This is a genomic window from Marinobacterium marinum (assembly GCF_013868415.1).
In the GTDB taxonomy this organism is placed as follows: Bacteria; Pseudomonadota; Gammaproteobacteria; order Pseudomonadales; family Balneatricaceae; genus Marinobacterium; species Marinobacterium marinum.
Genome location: NZ_JACEMT010000041.1, coordinates 222,127 through 244,554, shown reverse-complemented (window position 1 = coordinate 244,554; position 22,428 = coordinate 222,127). Strand labels below are relative to the sequence as shown.

General features: G+C 56.3%; 19 protein-coding genes. 17 read left to right on the top strand and 2 right to left on the bottom strand.

The features are described 5' to 3' along the window. Positions 1 to 17 precede the first annotated feature (17 nt). The 7 genes from sohB (at position 18) to cydC (ending at position 7,876) form a co-directional block, all read left to right on the top strand. Complete coding sequence (gene sohB, locus H1S06_RS06330) at positions 18 to 1,082, top strand: protease SohB (RefSeq protein ID WP_181738344.1); 1,065 nt, start codon at positions 18 to 20, stop codon at positions 1,080 to 1,082. 64 nt (positions 1,083 to 1,146) lie between these two features. Next, positions 1,147 to 1,800, top strand: a complete 654-nt coding sequence (locus H1S06_RS06325) for a TetR/AcrR family transcriptional regulator (RefSeq protein ID WP_328515319.1) — start codon at positions 1,147 to 1,149, stop codon at positions 1,798 to 1,800. Beyond that, on the top strand, positions 1,800 to 2,285 hold the full coding sequence (locus H1S06_RS06320; RefSeq protein WP_181738340.1) for a L,D-transpeptidase: 486 nt from the start codon (positions 1,800 to 1,802) through the stop codon (positions 2,283 to 2,285). Before H1S06_RS06325 ends, H1S06_RS06320 begins: the two co-directional genes overlap by 1 nt. Positions 2,286 to 2,291: 6 nt before the next feature. Then, the gene (nagZ, locus tag H1S06_RS06315) at positions 2,292 to 3,302 is read left to right on the top strand and encodes a beta-N-acetylhexosaminidase (RefSeq protein ID WP_255482920.1); all 1,011 of its coding nucleotides are present in this window, start codon (positions 2,292 to 2,294) and stop codon (positions 3,300 to 3,302) included. Then, positions 3,302 to 4,459 (top strand): mechanosensitive ion channel family protein, encoded by a 1,158-nt coding sequence (locus H1S06_RS06310; protein WP_181738338.1) that lies wholly within the window; start codon positions 3,302 to 3,304, stop codon positions 4,457 to 4,459. Before nagZ ends, H1S06_RS06310 begins: the two co-directional genes overlap by 1 nt. Further along, complete coding sequence (gene cydD / locus H1S06_RS06305; RefSeq protein WP_181738336.1) at positions 4,440 to 6,152, top strand: thiol reductant ABC exporter subunit CydD; 1,713 nt, start codon at positions 4,440 to 4,442, stop codon at positions 6,150 to 6,152. The genes H1S06_RS06310 and cydD overlap by 20 nt, the downstream gene beginning before the upstream one ends. Next, positions 6,149 to 7,876 carry a heme ABC transporter ATP-binding protein/permease CydC gene (gene cydC, locus H1S06_RS06300; protein ID WP_181738334.1) on the top strand — a complete coding sequence of 576 codons (1,728 nt, stop codon included), beginning with the start codon at positions 6,149 to 6,151 and terminating at the stop codon, positions 7,874 to 7,876. The genes cydD and cydC overlap by 4 nt, the downstream gene beginning before the upstream one ends. A gap of 57 nt (positions 7,877 to 7,933) precedes the next feature. On the opposite strand, the gene mfd is transcribed toward cydC, so the two are convergent. Next, the gene (gene mfd / locus H1S06_RS06295) at positions 7,934 to 11,383 is read right to left on the bottom strand and encodes a transcription-repair coupling factor (protein ID WP_255482919.1); all 3,450 of its coding nucleotides are present in this window, start codon (positions 11,381 to 11,383) and stop codon (positions 7,934 to 7,936) included. Positions 11,384 to 11,554: 171 nt separating this feature from the next. On the opposite strand from mfd, the gene H1S06_RS06290 reads away from it, so the two are divergent. The 10 genes from H1S06_RS06290 to sthA all read left to right on the top strand — a co-directional run bounded on the left by H1S06_RS06290 (position 11,555) and on the right by sthA (position 21,959). After that, on the top strand, positions 11,555 to 12,997 hold the full coding sequence (locus tag H1S06_RS06290) for a glyceraldehyde-3-phosphate dehydrogenase (protein ID WP_328515318.1): 1,443 nt from the start codon (positions 11,555 to 11,557) through the stop codon (positions 12,995 to 12,997). A 303-nt stretch (positions 12,998 to 13,300) separates the two neighbouring features. Further along, positions 13,301 to 14,641, top strand: a complete 1,341-nt coding sequence (locus H1S06_RS06285; protein ID WP_181738331.1) for a Na(+)-translocating NADH-quinone reductase subunit A — start codon at positions 13,301 to 13,303, stop codon at positions 14,639 to 14,641. Between the two features lie 12 nt (positions 14,642 to 14,653). Next, positions 14,654 to 15,862 (top strand): NADH:ubiquinone reductase (Na(+)-transporting) subunit B, encoded by a 1,209-nt coding sequence (locus H1S06_RS06280; RefSeq protein WP_181738329.1) that lies wholly within the window; start codon positions 14,654 to 14,656, stop codon positions 15,860 to 15,862. Further along, entirely contained in the window at positions 15,852 to 16,628 is a 777-nt protein-coding gene (locus H1S06_RS06275; RefSeq protein WP_181738327.1) for a Na(+)-translocating NADH-quinone reductase subunit C, read from the top strand. Before H1S06_RS06280 ends, H1S06_RS06275 begins: the two co-directional genes overlap by 11 nt. Before the next feature lie 3 nt (positions 16,629 to 16,631). Beyond that, positions 16,632 to 17,291, top strand: coding sequence for an NADH:ubiquinone reductase (Na(+)-transporting) subunit D (locus H1S06_RS06270; RefSeq protein WP_181738325.1), 660 nt, complete (start codon positions 16,632 to 16,634; stop codon positions 17,289 to 17,291). A 3-nt stretch (positions 17,292 to 17,294) separates the two neighbouring features. Beyond that, on the top strand, positions 17,295 to 17,903 hold the full coding sequence (nqrE, locus tag H1S06_RS06265; RefSeq protein ID WP_181738323.1) for an NADH:ubiquinone reductase (Na(+)-transporting) subunit E: 609 nt from the start codon (positions 17,295 to 17,297) through the stop codon (positions 17,901 to 17,903). A 38-nt stretch (positions 17,904 to 17,941) separates the two neighbouring features. Next, complete coding sequence (gene nqrF / locus H1S06_RS06260) at positions 17,942 to 19,174, top strand: NADH:ubiquinone reductase (Na(+)-transporting) subunit F (RefSeq protein WP_181738321.1); 1,233 nt, start codon at positions 17,942 to 17,944, stop codon at positions 19,172 to 19,174. Positions 19,175 to 19,179: 5 nt separating this feature from the next. Then, complete coding sequence (locus H1S06_RS06255) at positions 19,180 to 20,232, top strand: FAD:protein FMN transferase (protein WP_181738319.1); 1,053 nt, start codon at positions 19,180 to 19,182, stop codon at positions 20,230 to 20,232. After that, the gene (nqrM, locus tag H1S06_RS06250; RefSeq protein ID WP_181738317.1) at positions 20,232 to 20,468 is read left to right on the top strand and encodes a (Na+)-NQR maturation NqrM; all 237 of its coding nucleotides are present in this window, start codon (positions 20,232 to 20,234) and stop codon (positions 20,466 to 20,468) included. The genes H1S06_RS06255 and nqrM overlap by 1 nt, the downstream gene beginning before the upstream one ends. Positions 20,469 to 20,558: 90 nt before the next feature. Further along, the gene (gene sthA, locus H1S06_RS06245; protein ID WP_181738315.1) at positions 20,559 to 21,959 is read left to right on the top strand and encodes a Si-specific NAD(P)(+) transhydrogenase; all 1,401 of its coding nucleotides are present in this window, start codon (positions 20,559 to 20,561) and stop codon (positions 21,957 to 21,959) included. 28 nt (positions 21,960 to 21,987) lie between these two features. Here sthA and H1S06_RS06240 read toward each other — a convergent pair whose 3' ends face one another. After that, positions 21,988 to 22,290, bottom strand: coding sequence for a hypothetical protein (locus H1S06_RS06240; protein ID WP_181738313.1), 303 nt, complete (start codon positions 22,288 to 22,290; stop codon positions 21,988 to 21,990). Between the last annotated feature and the right edge of the window lie 138 nt (positions 22,291 to 22,428).

Genomic DNA, 22,428 nt, shown 5'->3' with positions numbered 1-22,428 from the left:
CTGAGCGGAGAGATAGAGTGACAGCTTTTGTTGCGGAATATGGCCTTTTTCTGGCCAAAGTGATTACCCTGATTGCCGGTATCCTGTTGTTGGTTGGAGGAATAGGCGCCTTATTGGAACGCCGCCGAGAACATCGCGAGGGACATATTGAGGTAAAAAGCCTGAATGATCACCTCGAGGATATGAAAACTGATATTGAGGCCGCCGTTGTTGATGAAGTGTTGGCAAAACAGCACGAAAAATCGCGTCGCAAGCAGGAAAAGGCGGATGCCAAGGCGCTGAAAAAAACGCTTAAGCAGGGTAAAGAGCCTGAAAAGCCGCGCAAGCGCGTATTCGTACTCAACTTTGATGGTGATATTCATGCGTCCGGCGTGGAAGCGCTGCGTGAAGAGGTTACCGCAGTCCTGACCATTGCCGACAAGGATGATGAGGTGGTGGTGCGCTTGGAGAGTCCGGGCGGTTTGGTGCATGCCTATGGTCTGGCCAGCTCCCAGCTTGAACGCATCAAGAATAAGGGGATACGTCTGACCATCTGTGTGGATCGGGTCGCGGCCAGTGGTGGCTACATGATGGCCTGCATCGCGGACCATTTGGTGGCGGCACCTTTTGCGCTGGTGGGTTCGATCGGGGTGGTGGCGCAGTTACCCAATTTTCACCGCCTGCTGCAGAAGCATGACGTGGATTATGAAGTGCTGACGGCAGGTGAGTACAAGCGTACGCTGACCGTTTTCGGTGAAAATACCGATAAGGGACGCGAGAAATTCATTGAGGAACTGGAAGATACTCACGACCTGTTCAAGACCTTTGTGGCCGAATACCGTCCCCGGCTGAACGTGGAGAAGGTTGCGACCGGTGAGGTCTGGTTTGGACGTCGAGCGTTGGATGAGCAGTTGATCGATGCCATTTCGACCAGCGATGATTATCTTTTTGAGCTGTGTAGTGAACATGATGTGTTTGAACTGCACTATGAAGTCAAGGTCGGCCTGCAGGAGCGGTTGGGGCAGCTGGCGGTGAATACGTCCGATAATCTGTTGTTGCGCTGGTGGCAACGGGTCATGAACAGTCGCATGTTGTCGCGTTAGTCCGCAGGGGGTGAGTATGGTTGGAACATCCAGGCCTAAGTGGGGAGAGGTCAGCAATATGTCCGTGGATAACACATCTATGTGTCCGGGAACCGACACCTCAAGTCGCATCATTCAGGCGGCTGAGAAGCTGTTTGCGGAGCAGGGTTTCAAGGAAACCACGATGCGTCAGATCACCACTCTGGCGGACGTGAACCTGGCGGCAGTCAACTATCATTTCGGTTCGAAGAAGGGCCTTATCCACTCGGTTGCCGAACAGTCTCTGACCCCCCTGTGTGAAGCCATAGAGGAGGGTCTGGGTCGACAGGAAGACGGTTCCGGCCCCGAACTGATGGAGTTGATGAAGGTGCTGGCGGTGGCGCTGGTGCGTGTCCATCATCGTAATGATTACGCACTGGCTGTGCTGATGCGTCTGCTGGATCATGCCTACCGTCCTTCGCAACAGGATCTGCAACAGTTCTTGCGCGACCAGTATGGCAAGCGAATAGCCGTATTCCTGCATTACCTGCGCGAGAATACGACGGGCCTGAGCGAAAGCGAATTTTTCTGGCGGCTGCACTTCCTGATTGGGTCGGTCATTTTTACCCTGTCCAATATGCATGCGCTGGTTGAACTTGACCAGTCCACCGACCAGAAGGATGTCGAAGTCGAAGTGATTCTGGCGCGTATGCTGCCGGTCATTTGTGCCGGGATACAGGCCAAGGGGCATGAGCACTGATGTCGGAGTGTCAGCTCAGAGTCTCGTTGTCGCAACAGGCGTTGAAACTGATGGATGGCGATGCTGTCACAGCTTGTTATACGGTTTCTACTGCGCTGGCGGGGGCCGGGGAGGCCAATGGGTCGGGCTGTACGCCGCGCGGGCAGCATTATATCCGTGCCTGTATTGGTGGCAATCGGCCTGAGGGTGCCGTTTTTATTGCGCGTCGCTGGACGGGAGAGGTCTACAGTCCCGAATTGGCTGCGCGGTACCCTGAGCGTGACTGGATTCTGAGCCGGATTCTCTGGCTGTGTGGTCGTGAAAAAGGCTTCAACCGCGGTGGCGATGTCGATACGCAGCGCCGCTATATCTATATTCATGGAACCCCTGACAGCGAGCCGATGGGGGTTCCTCGTTCCCATGGCTGTGTCCGGATGCGCAATGCGGATCTTGTCGAACTTTTTGAGCGGGTGCAGCCGGGAATGTCCGTTCTGATTGAAGAGTGATGTCATATGACCACAGGTGTATTGATGCTGGACGTGGAGGGGCTGGCGCTCACTCCTGAAGAAGCGGTCCTTCTGCAGTCTCCGGAGATAGGGGGGCTGATCTTGTTCAGTCGCAACTATGAAAGCCCGGAACAGCTGCATGAATTGATGGCATCTATCCGCCATCAGCGGCCGGATCTGTTGGTTGCAGTTGACCAGGAAGGTGGTCGGGTGCAGCGATTCAGAGAAGGTTTTACGCGTCTGCCGCCGATGTCGGTGCTGGGGCGGCGTTGGCAGGATAATCCGTCCCGTGCCATTGCAGAGGCGCATGAAATCGGTTGGCTGCTGGCAACCGAGCTGCGGGCCTATGATATCGATATCAGCTTCGCCCCGGTGCTGGATTTGGACTGGGGTCGCAGCAGTGTTATTGGCGACCGTGCCTTTGGCCAGAGCCCGGAAGGGGTGATCGAGTTGGCCGGAGGTCTTATGGCCGGGATGCACGAAGCCGGCATGGCTGCAACGGGCAAGCATTTCCCGGGGCATGGCTGGGTCGAAGCGGATTCACACCTGGAACTGCCGGTTGACGAGCGAGACTTTGATGCCATTGAGGAGCAGGACCTGCGACCATTTGACACATTGATTCGCCGTGGTCTGGATGGTCTGATGCCAGCGCATGTCGTGTATCGGAAGGTCTGCTCGGCACCGGCCGGTTTTTCAAGCTTCTGGCTGCAACAGATATTGCGCCAGCGGTTGCGTTTCGATGGTGTCATTTTCAGCGATGACTTGAGCATGGAAGGTGCCCGCTTTGCCGGCGGTTATGCCGAGCGCTGTGATCGCGCTCTGGAGGCCGGTTGCGACATGGTACTGGTATGTAACCACCGGGAAGGTGCTGAAGAGGTGCTGCAGCATTTACAGGCTAAGGCGGTGCCGGCTTCTCATCGCGTGGCAAGGATGCGGGCGCGCCCGGCACGGGAGCCGGATGCCGAGCGACTGCAGCAGAGTCGTGCCCTGGCGGCGGAGCTGATTAAGGAGGCTTGATGGTGGAGCAGTTGCTCGACCCCGTGTTGGCGTCTGTTGCAGGGCGCTGGCCTGAGCTGAGTGATTACGTCTGGCAGATTGCGGCCGGGGTGATCCTGATTATGGCCTGGTTATTGACAGTCGGCTTCAACTGGCTGACCGAGCGCATGATTACTCACATGAGCCAGCGGGGGCCGGTGTGGGACGAAATGTTCCTGAGAGCGATCCGTCCACCGCTGCGTCTGCTGATCTGGGTGGTTGGTCTGTCGCTGTTGTTGGATATCTTCAGCCGTAACGGTCTGTCGATCAGTACCCGGTTGGGATCCGATGTGCGGCGCTTTGGCGCGATTTTGATTGTAGCCTGGGGACTGCTGCGCTTTATCGGCATGGGAGAGCAGTATTTCACGACCCAGGCCAAGGGGCGCAAACGCGTCGATAGAACGACGGTGGATGTCCTGGCCAAGCTGACCCGTCTGGTGGTGGTTGTCGTGGCCGGCTTGACCCTGTTGCAGTCTGCGGGTGTCAGCATTTCCGGTATTCTGGCGTTTGGCGGGATCGGCGGTATTGCCGTTGGTTTTGCGGCCAAGGACCTGTTGGCCAATTTTTTTGGCGGCTTGATGGTCTACATGGACCGACCTTTCAGCGTCGGAGAGTGGATTCGCGTACCGGACAAATCCATCGAAGGCACGGTGGAGGCGATTGGCTGGCGACTCACCCGTATTCGAACCTTTGATCAGCGTCCTCTGTATGTGCCTAACGCGACCTTTGCAAACGTGGCGGTGGAAAACCCTTCGCGCATGCGCAATCGCCGCATATATGAGCACATCGGAGTGCGTTACGATGATGCGGCCAAGGTCAAGGGTATTATCGACGATGTGAGGGCGATGCTGCAGGCGCACGCCGATATTGATACCCGACAAACGCTCATTGTACATCTGAACCGTTTTGGGCCCTCGTCCCTCGACTTCATGGTGTACACCTTTACCAAAACAACACAGTGGGTGAAGTACCACGCGATCAAGGAAGACGTGATGCTGAAAATTGCCGCGATCATCTTCCGGCATGGCGCGGAGTTTGCCCTTCCAACCCAAACGCTGCGCTTTGGCGGAGGAGAGGCTCCAGAGCCGGAGGTGGCGTTTGAGCCGCAAGAGGCGATAGATGTCATCCGAAACAACTAGTGCGCAAACGCGCTGGCTCAAGCAGTTGGCGCGTTCGGAAAAAGTCTGGACCTGGGTCAGTGTGCTGGCCGGTGTCGGTATCGGATTAATGCTGATTGTGCAGGCGCACTTGTTGGCTACACTGATACACGGAACGCTGTTTGACGCGACGCGTACGGATATCGCCTGGCCCCTGTTGGGCGGTCTGTTGGCTGCGTTATTGATCAGGGCCCTGTTGGGAGTTCTTCGGGAGTGGGCCGGGCAGCAGAGCTCCGTGCGTGTGCGTCGGCGCCTGCGCACTTTGCTGCTTCAGCACCTGACGCGACTGGGGCCTGCCTATGCCGGAGAGCAGCGCAGCGGTGAGCTGGGCAGTGAGTTGCTGGAGCAAGTCGAAGCGCTGGACGGTTTCTTTGCGCGTTACCTGCCGCAGATGGCGCTGGCCGCGATCCTGCCTTTGGTTATCTTGGCTTTTGTCTTCCCGGTAAACTGGGCTGCGGGTTTGATCTTTCTGCTGACGGCGCCATTGGTGCCGCTGTTCATGGCGCTGGTGGGGACACGTGCGGCGGAAGCGAATCGTCGCAACTTTGCAGCTCTGTCAGGGCTGAGTGCGCATTTTCTGGATGTGGTGCAGGGGATCGTAACCTTGAAGCTGTTTGATCGCAGCCGGGCGCAGGGTGAGCTGATCGAGCAGGGGGCCGAGGAGTTTCGCCTGCGCACGATGCAGGTCTTGCGGCTCGCTTTTCTGTCTTCGGCGGTACTGGAGTTCTTTGCGTCCATTTCGATCGCCGTGGTTGCCGTTTATCTGGGTTTCAGCTTTCTCGGGCATCTGAATTTCGGTTACTGGGATGCACCGGTCAATTTATATCAGGGGTTGTTTATCCTGCTGCTGGCCCCCGAATTTTATCTCCCGTTGCGTGAATTGGGTACGCATTACCACGCCAAGCAGGAGGCTGTTGCCGCCGCTGAGCGTTTGCAGGCGCTGTTGGATCAGCCTTCGGGCGCGGTTGAACCGGCAGGCAGTGAGACTATTGGGCGCGTGCGGGATGTGGTGATTCAGGATGCGCAGATGCAATACCCGGGGCAGCCTGAACCGGTGTTCACACATGTCAATCTGCATTTAAAGCCGGGGCGTATTCTGGCGTTGATCGGCCCCAGTGGTGCCGGAAAATCCAGTCTGTTGCAGGCTCTGCTGGGGTTCCGTCGGCTGGATGCGGGACAGATATTGATCAATGATACTCCGCTGGAAACACTGGGCTCGGACGCCTGGTTGCAACAGGTAGCCTGGGTCAGTCAGCATACTTCCATGTTTCCCGGGACACTGCGTGACAACCTGCTGTTGGCGAATCCGGATGCAGATGAGCACCGTTTGTACAGAGCGCTGGAGCAGGCCAATGCGCTGGAGTTTGTTCAGCGTTTGCCGGACGGGCTGGATTCTCGAGTGGGTGAGCAGGGTGTTGGCCTTTCTGGCGGCCAGATTCAGAGGCTGGCGCTGGCGCGAGCCTTCCTCAAGGATGCGCCGGTGCTGTTGTTGGATGAGCCGACCGCGTCTCTGGACAGGGAGAGCGAGCGTCAGGTGTTGGCATCGCTGCGGACCCTCTGTTCCGGTCGCCTGGTGTTGATGCTGACACATCGCAAAAGCTCCATGCTGGAGGCGGATGAGATCTGGCAGTTGGCACAGGGGCAGTTGCAACGTATTGAAGAGGTAACGTCATGAAGGCGCTGTGGCCATTTATTCGCATGTTGAATATGCATCGCGGCTGGGTGGCGCTGGGGGTCCTGCTCAGTCTGGTGACCCTGTTGTCGGCAATCGGTCTGCTGACATTGTCGGGCTGGTTTATTTCGGCCTCGGCGCTGGCGGGTCTGACGGCGCTGGGTATCAAACAGTTCAACTACTTTACGCCGGGAGCTGGAGTGCGGGGCTTTGCCATATTCCGCACGGTCGGACGCTATTTCGAGCGGGTGACGACGCATGAGGCGACCTTTCGAATTCTGGCTCGGTTGCGTGCCTGGTTTTACCGGCATGTGGAGGCATTAGGGCCGGCGCGCTTGCAGGGGTACCGTTCTGCCGACCTGTTGAATCGCTTGGTGGCCGATATCGATGCCCTGGATAATCTGTATTTGCGTGTACTGGTCCCGACGCTTGGGGCGTTGGTGGTCGGTGGTCTGGTCGTGCTGTTTTTGTCTTTTTACAGCGCCGAGATTGCGATTATGACTGCGCTTGCGCTACTGCTGGCCGGCGTTTTTCTGCCTTGGGGGGCTCAGCTGGCCGGGCGCTCGACCGGGCGGTCGCAGGTTGTACGGATCAGTCGATTGCGTGTGCAGTTGTTGGCTCTGGTACAGGGGCAGGCAGATCTGCAAATCTATGGCGGTGTAGGGCAGGCTGTTGAGCAGGCGCAAAAGGCGGAGGCGGAGCTGTATAGAACACAGCTGCGGATGGCGCTGATAAGCGGGCTCACCAGTGCCATGATGACGTTGATTGGCGGCATGGCGGGTATAGCGGCTCTGGTGCTGGGTATTGGTCTGGTACATGAGGAAGTGATAGCGCCGCCCCAGTTGGCCATGTTGGTGTTCTGTGTGCTGGCCGTGTTCGAAGCTGTGGCCCCGTTGCCACTGGCTTTTCAGTATTGGAGCAAAACGGCAGCAGCGGCCGGTCGATTGATGGATGTTGTCGAGCAGCAGCCTGTAACCGGCTTTCCGGCTGTGGGCGAGTTGCCTGCAGTGCCAGGGCAGTTGGCCTTCGACGATGTCTGCTTTCGCTATGTGCAGGATGCTCCCTGGGCGCTGGAGAGCTTTTCGATGCAGGTATCGCCAGGTGAGCATGTCTTGATCCTGGGGCATACCGGTAGCGGCAAGAGCAGTTTGATCAATCTGTTGGCGCGTTTCCATGATCCTGATGCGGGGGCTGTCAGCCTCTCGGGGCGACCGGTCGGCGCTTATGATGAGCCGACACTGCGGGCGCAGATCAGTGTCCTGTCGCAGCCGGTTCAGCTGTTCTCCGGCAGTGTTGCCGATAACCTGCGTTTGGCCGACCCTCTGGCAACTGATGAACAGTTGCTGGCGGTGCTTGGGCAGGTGTTGTTGCTGGAGGCGTTGGGGGATGATCCCTTGGCGTACCGGGTCGGTGAATCAGGCGGGCGACTGTCCGGCGGACAGCGCAAGCGTCTTGGACTGGCGCGGGCTTTGTTGAAACCGGCGCCGACACTGGTGCTGGATGAGCCGACGGAAGGTCTGGATGCCGTGACCGAAGCGGCGGTCGTTAAGTCGATGCTGGCGAGTTGTCGCACGCGTACCCTGCTGATGATCAGCCACCATTTGCAGATGGCGGAGTCTTTTGATCGGGTCGTGATACTGGACAGTGGGGCCGTGATCGAGCAGGGTCGCCCTGCTGAGTTGATGGCACGCGCCGATAGCCGTTTCAATCAGCTGCGTGCACTGTAGGGGCGTCTTGCTCGGTGCTGCTATTACCAGTGAGCGGTACCGCACAGAAGCCTAGGGTCAGGTACTCTCCTTCGGTGACAGTTGTGTCAGCAGGCGCTCGACGGCTTCAAAGCGTGAAGAGGCTTTTTCCATCGGCTGGGTAAAACGCAACAGGTTGGCGCCGTCGAGACGGAAACGGTCTGGCTGGCGTTGAATTAGAGCGATCAGGGTCATTGGGTCGACATTGGGCTCGGCTTCAAATTCGATGCGTCCCGATTTTTCACCGGCATCCAGTTTGGTGATGCCCAGTGCTTCCGCACTCAGCTTGATGCGAGTCAGGCGTATCAGGTTGCGTGTCGGCTCCGGCAGCAGGCCGAAACGGTCAATCATTTCCACTTGCAGTTCATCCAGCGCGGGGCCGCTGTCGGCGTTGGCGATACGCTTGTACAGCATTAACCTGTTGTGCACATCAGGGATGTAGTCCTCGGGGATCAAGGCTGGCAGGTGAAGGTTGATTTCGCTGCCATGATGCAGTGGCTTGTCCAGATCCGGCGTTTTTCCTTCCTGAATCGACTTGATCGCCTGGTCTAGCATCTCCATGTACAGACCGAAGCCGACGCTCTGCATCTGGCCGCTCTGCTCTTCGCCGAGCAGCTCTCCTGCACCTCTGATTTCAAGGTCGTGAGTAGCCAGGGTGAAACCGGCGCCCAGAGTGCTCGACTGGCTGATGGCGTCCAGGCGCTTGGTGGCGTCCTGTGTCATCAGTTTTGGGGGTGGGGTCAGCAGATAAGCATAGGCCTGATGGTGTGATCGGCCCACGCGTCCGCGCAACTGGTGGAGCTGAGCCAGGCCGAACTTGTCGGCTCGATCGATGATGATCGTGTTGGCGCTGGGGACATCGATACCGGTTTCGATAATGGTGGTACATACCAGTACATTGAAACGCTTGTGGTAAAAGTCACTCATGACCTGTTCAAGTTCGCGTTCGCGCATCTGGCCATGACCAATGGCAACGCGAGCTTCGGGTACCAGTTCGTTGATATCGGTCGCGACCTTCTCGATCGATTTGACCTCGTTATGCAGGTAGTACACCTGACCGCCACGCAAGAGCTCTCGCAGGATCGCTTCCTTAATCATGGGTTTTTCGTGCTGGCGCACAAAAGTCTTGATCGACAGGCGGCGGGCCGGTGGCGTGGCGATGATCGAGAGGTCGCGAATGCCGGACATGGCCATGTTGAGCGTACGTGGGATGGGGGTCGCGGTCAGTGTGAGGATGTCGACCTCTGATCGTAACGACTTCAGGCGTTCCTTCTGCTGCACACCGAAGCGGTGCTCTTCGTCAATGATCAGCAAGCCCAGGTCGCTGAAGCGGATGCCGCCCTGCAGCAGTTTGTGGGTGCCGATCAGAATGTCGACTTTGCCTTCGCTCAGTGCGTCGATGGTGGCCTGTTGCTCCTTGGTGCTTTTGAAGCGTGAAATCAGCTCGACTTCGACCGGCCACTCGGCAAAGCGGTCGCGGAAGTTTTCAAAATGCTGTTGTGCCAGGAGCGTGGTGGGTACCAATACGGCAACCTGCTTGCCGCTTTGTACGGCGATGAAGGCTGCGCGCATGGCGACTTCGGTTTTGCCGAAACCTACATCGCCACATACCAGTCGGTCCATCGGTGTTGCGGCTCGCATATCTTGAACGACAGCGCTGATGGCATTGGCCTGGTCGGGCGTCTCTTCAAACGGGAAACTGTCGGCAAACTGGAGATATTCCGTATCGCTGCAGTCGAAGCTGAAGCCTTTGCGAGCGGCGCGACGGGCGTAGATGTCAAGCAGCTCGGCTGCCGAGTCGCGCACCTTCTCGGCGGCCTTGCGTCGGGCCTTGTTCCATTGTTCGGTGCCAAGCTTGTGCAGTGGCGCTGATTCATCGCTGGCACCGGAATAGCGACCGATAAGGTGTAGTGATGAAACCGGTACATACAGCTTGGCCTGGTTGGCATACTCCAAGACCAGAAACTCGGCGGCCTGGTTGTCAATGTCGATGGTTTGCAGACCCTGATAGCGTCCGACACCATGATCGATATGCACGACCGGTGCACCGATGTCCAGTTCCGACAAGTGACGGACGGCCTGATCCGCATCGATCTGTTCCTTTTCGCGGCGACGGCGCTGAAAAACCTGTCGGCCGAACAGCTGGCTTTCCGTGACCAGTTGCAGTCGGTCATCAAGCAGCAGGCCTTGTTCCAGTGGATAGGTCGTAATGCCAAGAGCCGGTTGCCGAGTCAGGAAGTCCTGCCAGTTGTCGCATTCGACAAGGTTGAGCCCTGCCTTGCGAGCATGCTCCAGCAAGGCTTCCCGGCGGCCGGCCGATTCTGCGCAGATCAGCGTTGGCAGCGTGTGTATGCTGCAGTAGTCCTGGAGTGGTGCAAGGGGATGCTGGCTGTCCTTGCCGCCCAGCTCTGGCGGCGTCAGGCATGGCAGGTTGTCACGCCCGGGGCGTACCTCTTCTGGCCCGGCATTCAGCCGCATGAGCGGGTAGTCATGCAGACGGGCAAACAGTTCGCTGGTCGACAGGAAGAGTGCATCCGGATCCAGTATCGGACGCTGCAGGTCGCCGGAGCGCTCGGCATGACGGGAAAGAGTGTCTGCGGAAAACTGGTCAGCTGCAGTTTTAAGGTCCTTGTCGTGCAGAATCAGTGTATTGTCGGGCAGGTAATCAAATAGCGTTGCAGTCTGTTCAAAGAACAGGGGGGTGTAGTATTCGATACCGGGCGGTGTCAGACCGCTGGAAATATCCTGGTAGATCGGACAGCGTGTATGGTCGACGTCAAAGCGCTCGCGCCAGTGCTGCTTGAAGCGGGTGATGGCAGTCTGGTCAAAGGGGAATTCCTTCGCGGGCAGCAGGCGTACGCGATCGACCTTGTCGATGGAACGCTGGGTTTCGGGATCAAAAGTCCGAATGCTGTCGATTTCGTCATCGAACAGGTCGATGCGCAGCGGTGCGTCGGCGCCCATCGGGAACAGGTCGATAATGGCGCCGCGAATGGCGAATTCACCGTGCTCGTAAACGGTATCCACGGCATGGTAGCCAGCATCGGTAAATCGCTGGCGCAGGACAATGCTGTCCAGGTGCTGGCCGGTTTCAAGAAACAGCGCATTGGCCGTCACAAAACTGACCGGCGGCAGGCGGTGAAGAAGCGTCGAGGCCGGGATCACCAGTACGCCATGTTGTTGCTCCGGCAGTTGGTGCAGCGTTTGGATACGGCTGGATGTGATGTCCTGATGTGGTGAAAAGCTGTCGTATGGCAGGGTTTCCCAGTCGGGCAGGAGTGCCGCAGGCAGGCTGTCGTCGCAGTAGAAACGAATTTCCTGCAGCAGGCGTTCCGCACTTTCCATATCCTGACTGATCAGCATGATCATGCCGCGTGTTTTCTGGCTGAGCTGCTGAATAAGCAGGCCGGTTGCGCTGCCGATGACGTGTCCGAGCCGCTTGTGATCGCCTGGGCCTTTGGGGGTAGGGATGCTGAATAGCGCTGACAAACCGGGCTCCTTGATCCTGCTGAAAAAGTGAATTCTACCTGTTGAGGCCATCGGGTGCAGCCTTGGATGCAGATCGGGACCAAAGTCTACGCTCTCGGGTTTGCCCCGGATAGCCGAAAAGAGGATAATGCGCGCACCCAAATTGAGCGATGACAATTTCGGAGTTACCCCGTGAGCCAAGAAATGATTTTTGCAGACTGGAAAGCCCGCGAAGCAATTGCTGAAGCAATGGTGCCCCTGGTTGGCCGTCTGTACCGTGACCGTAACATTGAAATTTCTGTGTACGGTCGTCTGATCGTTAAACGGTCTGTGATCGATATCCTGAAAGCACACCGTTTTGTGCGCCAGGTAGAAGGTGAAGAGATTTCGGTTGTCGATACCTTCCCGGTCCTGGAAGCTGTTGCTGAAATGGATGTAACCAATGCGCACATCGATATTGGCAAGCTGGCGGTAAAATTCCGCGACGAAAGCAACGGTCGCACGTTGCAGGCATTCCTGCAGGAAGAGCTGGCAGATGCGTCTACCGAGCCTGCAGAAGCCCATGAGAGCACTGATGTGGTGCTGTACGGTTTCGGCCGTATCGGTCGCCTGTTGGCGCGCCTGATGCTGGATCGTGCCGGTGGTGGCCACTCTCTGCGTCTGCGTGCCATCGTTGTGCGCAAGGGTAAGGCCGACAATGACCTCGAGAAGCGCGCGAGCCTGCTGCGCCGCGATTCCGTGCATGGTTCTTTCAAAGGCACTATCCAGGTAGATGAAGAGAATAACGCACTCATCGCCAATGGTAATTACATCCAGATCATCTTCGCCGATGGCCCGGATCAGGTTGATTACACTCAGTACGGCATCAAAAATGCCCTGGTAATCGACAATACCGGTATTTGGCGTGATGAGGCAGGCCTGTCCCTGCACTTGAAATCCAAGGGTGTGGCACGTGCGTTGCTGACGGCGCCGGGCAAAGGCGTGAAGAACGTTGTGATGGGTGTGAACCATGGCGATATCTCTGATGATGATCGCGTGCTGTCCGCCGCTTCCTGCACCACTAACGCTATCGTGCCGGTATTGAAAGCCGTCAATGATCAGTTTGGTGTGGTGAATGGCCATGTTGAGACCGTTCACTCGTACACAAATGACCAGAACCTGATCGATAACTACCACAAAGGTGATCGTCGTGGTCGTGCAGCGGCACTGAACATGGTATTGACCGAGACCGGTGCAGCCAAGGCGGTTGCCAAGGCGTTGCCGGAGTTGGAAGGCAAGCTGACCGGTAACGCGATTCGCGTTCCGACACCGAATGTGTCCATGGCAATCCTGAACCTGAATCTGGACAAGGATACTTCTAAGGACGAGCTGAACAACTATCTGCGTGATGCAGCCGTACATTCCGAACTGCAGAAGCAGATTGATTACAGCAACTCACCTGAAGCCGTATCTTCCGACTTTGTGGGGTCTCGCGCTGCTGGTGTGGTGGATGCGCTGGCCACTATCGTTGATGGCAATCGTTGCGTGCTGTATGTCTGGTACGATAATGAATTCGGTTACAGCTGCCAGGTTGTGCGCATGGCTCAGCACTTGGCCAAGTGCACGCTGGATGCTTTCCCGAAAGGAAAGCACTGATTCCTTTGGTGTCAAGAAAAGGCCGCTATATGCGGCCTTTTTTATGCCTGTCCTTTTTGATTCCAAAAAAGAATAATTTTATACCAATTAAATCTATAGTGATGGTATAAATTATTCGCCATTCGCCTAAGTAAAACAGTGCCTTGTAGCAAAAGCTTGGCCGACTCGGTTATACTTGCAGGGATTTTTTGGTGGAAAATCTTTCGGTTGCTCCGCAGGTGGCGAGGCGTGTTTCATGTCTTGCTCAGCTTCGCTCGAGCAGCGGAAAGCCTCCTGAATATTTCCGAAAGTTGGGTGAGACGAATGATCAAGATCAATAAGGGTCTGGATCTACCGATTGCAGGTGCGCCTGGACAGACCATCCAGGATGGTCCCAAAGTGCGTACTGTGGCTCTGCTTGGCCAGGATTACATCGGCATGAAGCCGACGATGATGGTCAAAGTGGGTGACCGGGTGAAGCTCGGTCAGGTGATCTTTACCGATAAGAAAACAGAAGGGGTTCAGTATACGGCTCCCGGTGCCGGCACCGTGTGCGCCATTAACCGTGGCGAACGTCGTGTCCTGCAATCCGTGGTCATTGAACTGGATGATCAGGAAGACGCTGTCGAGTTTGCCAGCTACCCCGCTGCCAAACTGGACACCCTGTCTCGAGAGCAGATCGAGGAAAATCTGCTGGCTTCCGGTCTGTGGGCCGCTTTCCGTACGCGTCCGTTCAGCCGTGTACCTCAGGTCGGCACGACTCCGAGTTCCATTTTTGTGACGGCCATCGATACCAATCCCCTGGCGGCGGATCCTGCTCTGATTATCAACGAGCAGGCTGAAGATTTCGTGAACGGCCTCAAGCTGTTGGCCCGTATGGGTAGCCGGCAGGTGTATCTCTGTAAGGCCGCAGGAGTGCAGGTTCCCACAGCCGAAGGCGTGCAGGTGGAAGAATTTGCCGGTAAACACCCGGCAGGTAACCCGAGTACCCATGTTCACTTCCTGGATCCCGTCTCGCGTGAAAAAACCGCCTGGATCATTGGCTATCAGGACGTGATTGCGTTCGGCAAATTGTTTGTCAGCGGCCGTCTGCCGACCGAGCGTGTTGTTGCGCTGGCCGGTCCGCAAGTCGAAGCCCCGAGTCTGGTACGCACCCGTGTCGGTGTTGCGACCGAAGAGTTGTGCGCTGGTAAGCTCAAGTCGGGTAAGAATCGTGTTATTAACGGCTCTGTCTGGAACGGCCGCTCGGCCATCGGTCCGACCGGCTTCCTGGGGCGTTATGCAAACCAGGTCAGTGTGCTTCTGGAAGGCGATAATCGTGACTTTATGGGCTGGATTACACCGGGCGCTAACAAGTTCTCGGTACTGAACATGTTTGCCTCCGTATTCTCGCCGAGCAAGAAGTTCGATTTCACCACAACCACGAACGGTTCCGAACGGGCAATGATTCCTGTTGGTCAGTTCGAAGCGTTGATGCCGCTGGATATCCTGCCGACTCAGTTGCTGCGCGCACTGGTCACCGGCGATATCGTGACCGCGATGCAGCTTGGCTGTCTTGAGCTGGATGAAGAGGACCTGGCGCTGTGCACCTTCGCGTGCCCGGGCAAGTACGAGTACGGTCCTATCCTTCGCGACAACCTGACGCGCATCGAAAAAGAGGCGTAAGAGAGGCTGGTCATGAGTTTGAGAACCGTTCTGGACAAAATGGAGCCGCATTTCCATAAAGGCGGCAAATATGAAAACTGGTATGCGCTGTATGAAGCAGTCGATACCATTTTCTATACTCCGGGTCATGTGACCAAGAGTGCAGCGCACGTACGTGACGGCGTTGATCTGAAGCGCATCATGATCCTGGTATGGCTGTGTACCTTCCCGGCCATCTTTTTCGGCATGTACAACGTTGGTCTGCAGGCCAATACAGCTATGGCCGAACTTGGGCTGACTGAAGCGACCGGCTGGCGCGGCGCCCTGGCAGCATCGCTGACCGGTTTCAACCCCGACAGTATTTGGGACAACATCCTTCATGGTGCGACCTACTGGCTGCCGATTTATGCCGTGACCTTTATTGTGGGTGGCTTCTGGGAAGTGCTGTTCGCAATGAAGCGTGGCCATGAAGTCAACGAAGGCTTCTTCGTGACCTCGGTGCTGTTCTCCCTGATTCTGCCGCCGACCATCCCGTTGTGGCAGGTGGCTTTGGGTATCAGCTTCGGTGTGGTTATTGGCAAGGAAGTATTCGGTGGTACCGGTAAAAACTTCCTCAACCCGGCGTTGACCGGTCGAGCCTTTCTGTTTTTTGCCTATCCGGCACAGATGTCGGGTGACGCAATCTGGACAGCAGTCGATGGTTTCTCCGGTGCAACTCCGCTGGGCTTGGCAGCCATGGGCGGTGTTGAAGCCGTACTGAATGCCAACATCACCTGGTTCGATGCCTTCATCGGTACCATTCAGGGTTCGGTGGGTGAAACCTCGACACTGGCGATCCTGATCGGTGGCGCGGTGATCCTGTTTGCACGCATTGCGGCTTGGCGTATTGTCGCCGGCGTTTTCCTGGGCATGGTCGCCATGTCGTCGCTGTTCAATCTGATCGGTTCCGACACCAACCCCATGTTCAATATGCCGTTCTGGTGGCATCTGGTGCTGGGTGGTTTTGCCTTCGGCATGATCTTTATGGCAACCGACCCGGTGTCGGCATCCATGACCAATACCGGCAAGTGGGTGTTCGGTGCTTTGATTGGTGTGATGGTGATACTGATCCGTGTTGCCAACCCGGCATTCCCGGAAGGTATGATGCTGGCGATTCTGTTTGCCAACCTGTTTGCACCGCTGATCGACAACTTTGTTGTCCAGGCGAATATCAAGCGGAGGATGAAGCGCAATGTCGTCTAATAACGATACGATGGGCAAAACCCTGCTGGTCACGATTCTGTTGTGTGTCGTGTGCTCGGTAGTGGTGTCCGCTGCGGCAGTAATTCTCAAGCCGCAGCAGGTTGCCAACAAAGAACTGGACCGTAAAAGCAATATCCTGGCGGCTGCCGGTATTGCCGATCCGTCCAAGAGCGTAGATGAACTGTTTAGTCAGATTACGACTAAATATGTTGATCTGGAAACAGGCCAGTATGTTGATGTGCCGGCCGGTTATGATGAGTCCAAGGCGACCAAGGATCCTCAGCAGAGCATCGCGCTGGATCGCCAGGATGACAAGGCGGGTATCAAGGTGATCGCGCGTGTTCAGCCGGTATACCTTGTTGAAGGTGCTGACGGCTCCGTGAACAAAGTGGTTCTGCCGGTACACGGCAAGGGGCTCTGGTCGACTCTGTACGGATTCCTGGCGCTGGAAGGTGATCTGAACACCGTTGTGGGTCTGGGCTTCTATTCTCACGCCGAGACCCCGGGTCTGGGTGGCGAGGTAGACAACCCTGCCTGGAAAGCACTCTGGCCTGGCAAGAAAGTGTACGCTGACGACAAGACTGACCCTCAGATCCAGCTGATCAAGGGCAGTGTCGATGCATCGACTGCCAATGCAGAGTACAAGGTTGACGGTCTGTCTGGCGCTACGCTGACAGCCAATGGTGTTACCAACCTGGTTCAGTTCTGGATGGGCAAGAATGGCTACGCGCCGTTCCTGAACAACTTGCGTGCAGGGGAGGCTTAATCCATGTCTCAGACTAAAGACGTTCTGGTAACGCCAATTTTCAAGAACAACCCGATTGCACTGCAGATTCTGGGTGTATGTTCTGCGCTGGCGGTTACCTCCAACATGGCGACCGCAATGGTGATGACGCTGGCAGTAATTGCCGTTACAGCGTTCTCCAACTTCTTCGTGTCGCTGATCCGTAACCACATTCCGGGCAACATTCGAATCATCGTACAGATGACGATCATTGCCTCGCTGGTAATCGTGGTGGACCAGATCCTGAAGGCTTTTGCCTACGAGATCTCCAAGCAGCTGTCGGTATTCGTTGGTCTGATCATCACCAACTGTATCGTAATGGGTCGTGCCGAAGCCTTCGCCATGAAAAACCCGCCAATGCCGAGCTTCCTGGACGGTATCGGTAACGGTTTGGGCTATGGCGCAGTACTGCTGTTCGTCGGTTTCTTCCGCGAACTGTTCGGTGCCGGCTCCTTGTTCGGTATCGAAATTCTGCCGCTGGTCAACAACGGTGGCTGGTACCAGGGCAACGGCTTGATGCTGCTGCCGCCGAGCGCGTTCTTCCTGATCGGCATGTTCATCTGGATCATCCGTACCTGGAAGCCGGAGCAGGTTGAAAAGCCTGATTTCGAAATGGCTCCGAACACCAAGAAGGAGGCTGCGTAAATCATGGAACAGCTGATCAGCCTTGCTGTTAAGGCGATTTTCGTCGAAAACATGGCGCTGGCCTTCTTCCTCGGGATGTGTACCTTCCTGGCGATCTCGAAGAAGGTTCAGACCGCGATTGGTCTGGGCATTGCCGTTATTGTGGTGCTTGTCATCACCGTGCCGGTCAATAACCTGATCTTCAACTATCTGCTGCGCGAGGGTGCACTGGCCTGGGCCGGTTATCCTGAAGTGGATCTGAGCTTCCTGGGTTATATCTCCTACATCGGCGTAATTGCCGCGATCGTTCAGATCCTGGAGATGTTCCTGGACAAGTTCGTGCCTGCACTTTACAACGCTCTGGGTGTATTCCTGCCGCTGATCACCGTGAACTGCGCCATTATGGGTGCTGCTCTGTTCATGGTGGAGCGCGACTACAACTTTGGCGAAAGTGTGGTGTACGGCGCGGGTGCCGGTATCGGCTGGGCGCTGGCAATCGCTGCCCTGGCGGGTATCCGTGAGAAGCTCAAGTACAGTGACGTGCCGCATGGTCTGCGTGGCCTGGGGATCACCTTCATCACTGTGGGTCTGATGTCTCTTGGCTTCATGTCGTTCTCCGGCGTACAGCTGTAAGCGATCGACATGGAAGGCTTAAAGGATAGGATAAACAGATGAATACAGAAGTCATTATCCTCGGCGTTGTGATGTTTACGGCAGTGGTGCTTGCACTGGTTGCCGTGATCCTCGCAGCCCGAGCCAAGATGGTCAGCTCCGGCAATGTGACCATCGAGATCAACGATGATCCGGAAAAATCGATCACCGTTCCGGCGGGTGGCAAGCTGCTGCAGACGCTGGCCGACAAGGGTATCTTCCTGGCGTCTGCCTGTGGTGGTGGTGGTACCTGTGCCCAGTGTAAATGTCAGGTAACCGAGGGCGGTGGTTCCATGCTGCCGACCGAGGAATCTCACTTCACCCTGCGTGAAGGCAAGGAAGGCTGGCGTTTGTCCTGCCAGGTTGCCGTCAAGCAGGACATGAAAGTTCACGTTGAAGACGACGTCTTCGGTGTGAAGAAGTGGGAGTGCACCGTCGAGTCCAACCCGAACGTGGCAACCTTCATCAAGGAGCTGACCCTGCGTCTGCCGGAAGGCGAGAACGTGGACTTCCGTGCCGGTGGTTACGTACAGCTGGAAGCGCCGCCTCACGTCGTGAACTACAAGGATTTTGATATCCAGCCTGAGTTCCGTGGCGACTGGGACAAGTTCGACATGTGGCAGTTTGTGTCCAAGGTTGATGAGACGGTTATCCGTGCTTACTCCATGGCCAACTACCCGGAAGAGCGCGGTGTTGTTAAGTTCAACATCCGTATTGCTTCGCCGCCTCCGGGCAGCCAGGGCATTCCGCCGGGCCAGATGTCATCCTACGTGTTCAGCCTCAAGCCGGGTGACAAGATCACTGTGTACGGACCCTTCGGTGAATTCTTCGCCAAGGAAACCGATAATGAGATGGTCTTCATTGGTGGTGGTGCCGGTATGGCGCCGATGCGTTCACACATCTTTGACCAGCTCAAGCGTCTGAACTCCAAGCGTAAGATCTCCTTCTGGTACGGTGCTCGCTCCGTGCGTGAAGCCTTCTATGTTGAAGAGTTCGACCAGTTGGCGGAAGAGAACGAGAACTTCACCTGGCACCTGGCCTTGTCTGATCCGCAGCCGGAAGATAACTGGACCGGCTACACAGGCTTTATCCATAACGTGCTGTACGAACACTACCTGCGTGATCACGATGCGCCGGAAGACTGTGAATACTACATGTGTGGTCCGCCTATGATGAACGCGTCTGTTATCAAGATGCTGGAAGATTTGGGTGTTGAGCCTGAAAACATCCTGCTGGATGACTTCGGTGGCTGATCTTGATGGCTAATCGGATACGTCTGACAAAATGGCTGGCAGCCTCGCTGCTGGCCGTTTTTGTTTTGGGAGTTCTGGGGTGCAATTCGGCGTCACAGGAAAAAGTGGTCGCTGTTCAGGGGCTGACTATGGGGACCAGCTTCAGCATGAAGTGGGTGGATGCGGACGAAAGCCGTGTGCCCTCGATTCGTGCGGAGGCAGGAGAGCTGCTGGCCCTGATCAATCAGCAAATGTCGACTTATATCGATACCTCTGAACTGTCCGTGCTGAATCGTGCCGAAGCGGGCGTGGCGCATAAGGTGGGGCCGGAATTGTTTGCCATGGTGCAGCGCGCCCGGCAAATCAGCGAGGTTTCCGGCGGCGCCTTTGATGTTACCGTCGGTCCACTGGTCAATTTGTGGGGGTTTGGCCCCGAGGGGCGGATTACACACCAGCCGGACACTGTTGAAATTGAGCAGTTGAAGTCGAAAGTGGGTTATACCTTCCTGCATCTGGATCCTGCGGCTTCGACAGTGCTCAAGGAATATGATCAGTACATCGACCTGTCGGCCATTGCCAAGGGGTATGGTGTTGATCAACTGGCCGATCTGCTGGAGGCGCGTGGCATTCGGCGCTACCTGGTAGAGATAGGGGGGGAGTTGCGGATGAGGGGCGTGAAGCCCGGAGGAGAGCCCTGGCGACTGGCGATTGAGGCACCTCGGGCCGGAACACGGGAGGTGCAGCAAGTTATCAGTCTTCAACAGGGAGCCGTGGCTACTTCGGGTGATTATCGCAATTACTTTGAAGAGGATGGGGTGCGCTATTCACATACGATAGACCCGCGTACTGCACGACCGATACGCCACCGATTGGTGTCTGTTACCGTGATTGCCGATAATTGCGCGGATGCCGACGCATGGGCAACCGCCCTAATGGTGATGGGCGAGGAACAAGGTTACAATTTTGCTTTCGAACAAGGGATAAAGGCCATGTTCACCAGTAAGTCCGGTGACGGGTTTGATAGTCGTGCCACGCCCGGCTTTGTGCCTTATCTGCAAGAACCCACAGGAGGACTGTGATGGATACGATGATTTTTACGTTTGCGGCACTGTTGCTCATCATAACAGCAATGTCGGTGGGTGTGCTGCTGGGGCGCAAGCCTATCGCAGGCTCCTGTGGCGGCATGAGCGCACTGGGTATGGACACGGTATGCGATATCTGCGGTGGTGATCCGAACAAGTGTGATGAAGAGCAGGAACGCAGTACGGCAACCGCGTCGGCGGATCTTGCCTATGAGGTTAAGTCTAAAGGTTAATGGGGTTGTTGATGGCCGGACCTTTAAACTGACGGATAGCCGTGGGTGTCTGGGGTCAGCAATCAGATTGGAGCAATAAGGGGAAACTTAATGGCTGTATATGACTATGATGTCGTAGTGATCGGTTCAGGTCCTGCCGGTGAAGGGGCTGCTATCAATGCGGCCAAACAGGGACGCCGAGTAGCAATTGTCGAGGAGCAGGATACCGTTGGCGGCAACTGCACTCACAAGGGAACGATTCCGTCCAAGGCGCTGCGTCATTCCGTCAAGCAGATCATTGAATTCAATACCAACCCGATGTTCCGTGATATCGGCGAGCCGCGCTGGTTCTCGTTTCCCAAGGTGCTGACGCGGGCGGAAAAGGTGATATCGAACCAGGTCATGCTGCGTACCAACTTCTATGCACGCAACCGGATTGATGTTTTCTTTGGTCATGCCAAGTTCTTGAAACAGGGCGAAATTCAGGTGGAAGGGCGCAGCAGCGGCCGTGAAATCCTGCGCTCAAGGAATTTTGTATTGGCAACCGGTTCCAGTCCCTGGTGTCCGCCGGACATCGATTTCGATCACCCGCGTATTTACAGCTCGGACACCATTTTGAAGCTGAGCCATACGCCACGTACGCTGGTTATTTTTGGAGCGGGTGTGATCGGGTGTGAGTATGCATCGATATTCAGCGGTTTGGGGGTGAAGGTCGATCTGATCGACATGCGTGACCGCCTGTTGTCCTTCCTGGATGACGAGATTTCGGATGCGCTGAGCTACCATCTGCGCAACAATGCAGTGAAAATTCGCCATAACGAAGACTATGAATCGGTTACAGGCGATGCGCATGGGGTGACGATTTCTCTCAAATCGGGCAAGCGCATTCGGGCAGATGCCTTCCTCTGGTGTAATGGCCGTACCGGTAATACGGCGGGTCTTGGATTGGAAAACATTGGTCTGGAAGCGAACAGTCGCGGCCAGGTCGCGGTGGATGAGCATTACCGTACCGCGGCGGAAGGCGTGTATGCGGTAGGTGACGTGATTGGCTGGCCGAGCCTGGCGTCGGCTGCCCTGGACCAGGGGCGCTCAGCCTCGGCAGACATGCTGTCGGCGGACGATTTCCGTTATATCAACGACGTACCTACCGGTATCTATACGATTCCCGAGATCAGTTCAATCGGTAAAACCGAAGAGGAGCTGACGGCCGAAAGTGTTCCGTATGAAGTCGGGCAGGCCTTCTTCAAGGATACGGCGCGTGCGCAAATTTCAGGTGAGCCGGTCGGAATGCTGAAAATCCTCTTCCATCGGGAAACGCTGCAGATTCTGGGGATTCACTGCTTCGGTGACCAAGCGTCGGAGATTATCCATATCGGCCAGGTAGTGATGCGCCAGGAGGGCGAAGCCAACACGTTGAAGTATTTCATCAATACCACCTTCAACTATCCAACGATGGCGGAAGCCTACCGTGTAGCGGCCATTTCGGGCCTGAACCGTATCGCCAATCTGTAACCGGGCGGCGTTGTTGGAAAACCGGAGCCTAGCTCCGGTTTTTTGTGGGCGGCAGATAGACCTCATCTTCAAGGTGGCGCCCCTTGACTTCAAGCCGCTGCTCGACCCAGCGATTGTAGAATTTCCAGATCAGGAAACCGGGAGTCATCATCAGCATGATGGCGATCATCAAACCGGCGCCGGCATGTGAAGCGGGGAAAAAATCCACGATCCATTGCAGAATACCAAGCTCGCGACCGGCGTAGAACCACAGAATCAGGCCGGCGAAACCAGCAGCGCTGGCCAGCAGGTACAGGCGTGGGCGGGGAGTATCGAGGGGTTTTTGGCTCATCGGCAGTTTCCGTATCGTGAAGGCTGAGTGGCCGGCTAATCATAGCAGCAACATCGCCGCTGGCTGTAGGTCCCGGTCGTTGTCGATGCAAGAGGCAGCGATTTTTGCAATTCTATTAGAGCTTGTTCACCAACTGTG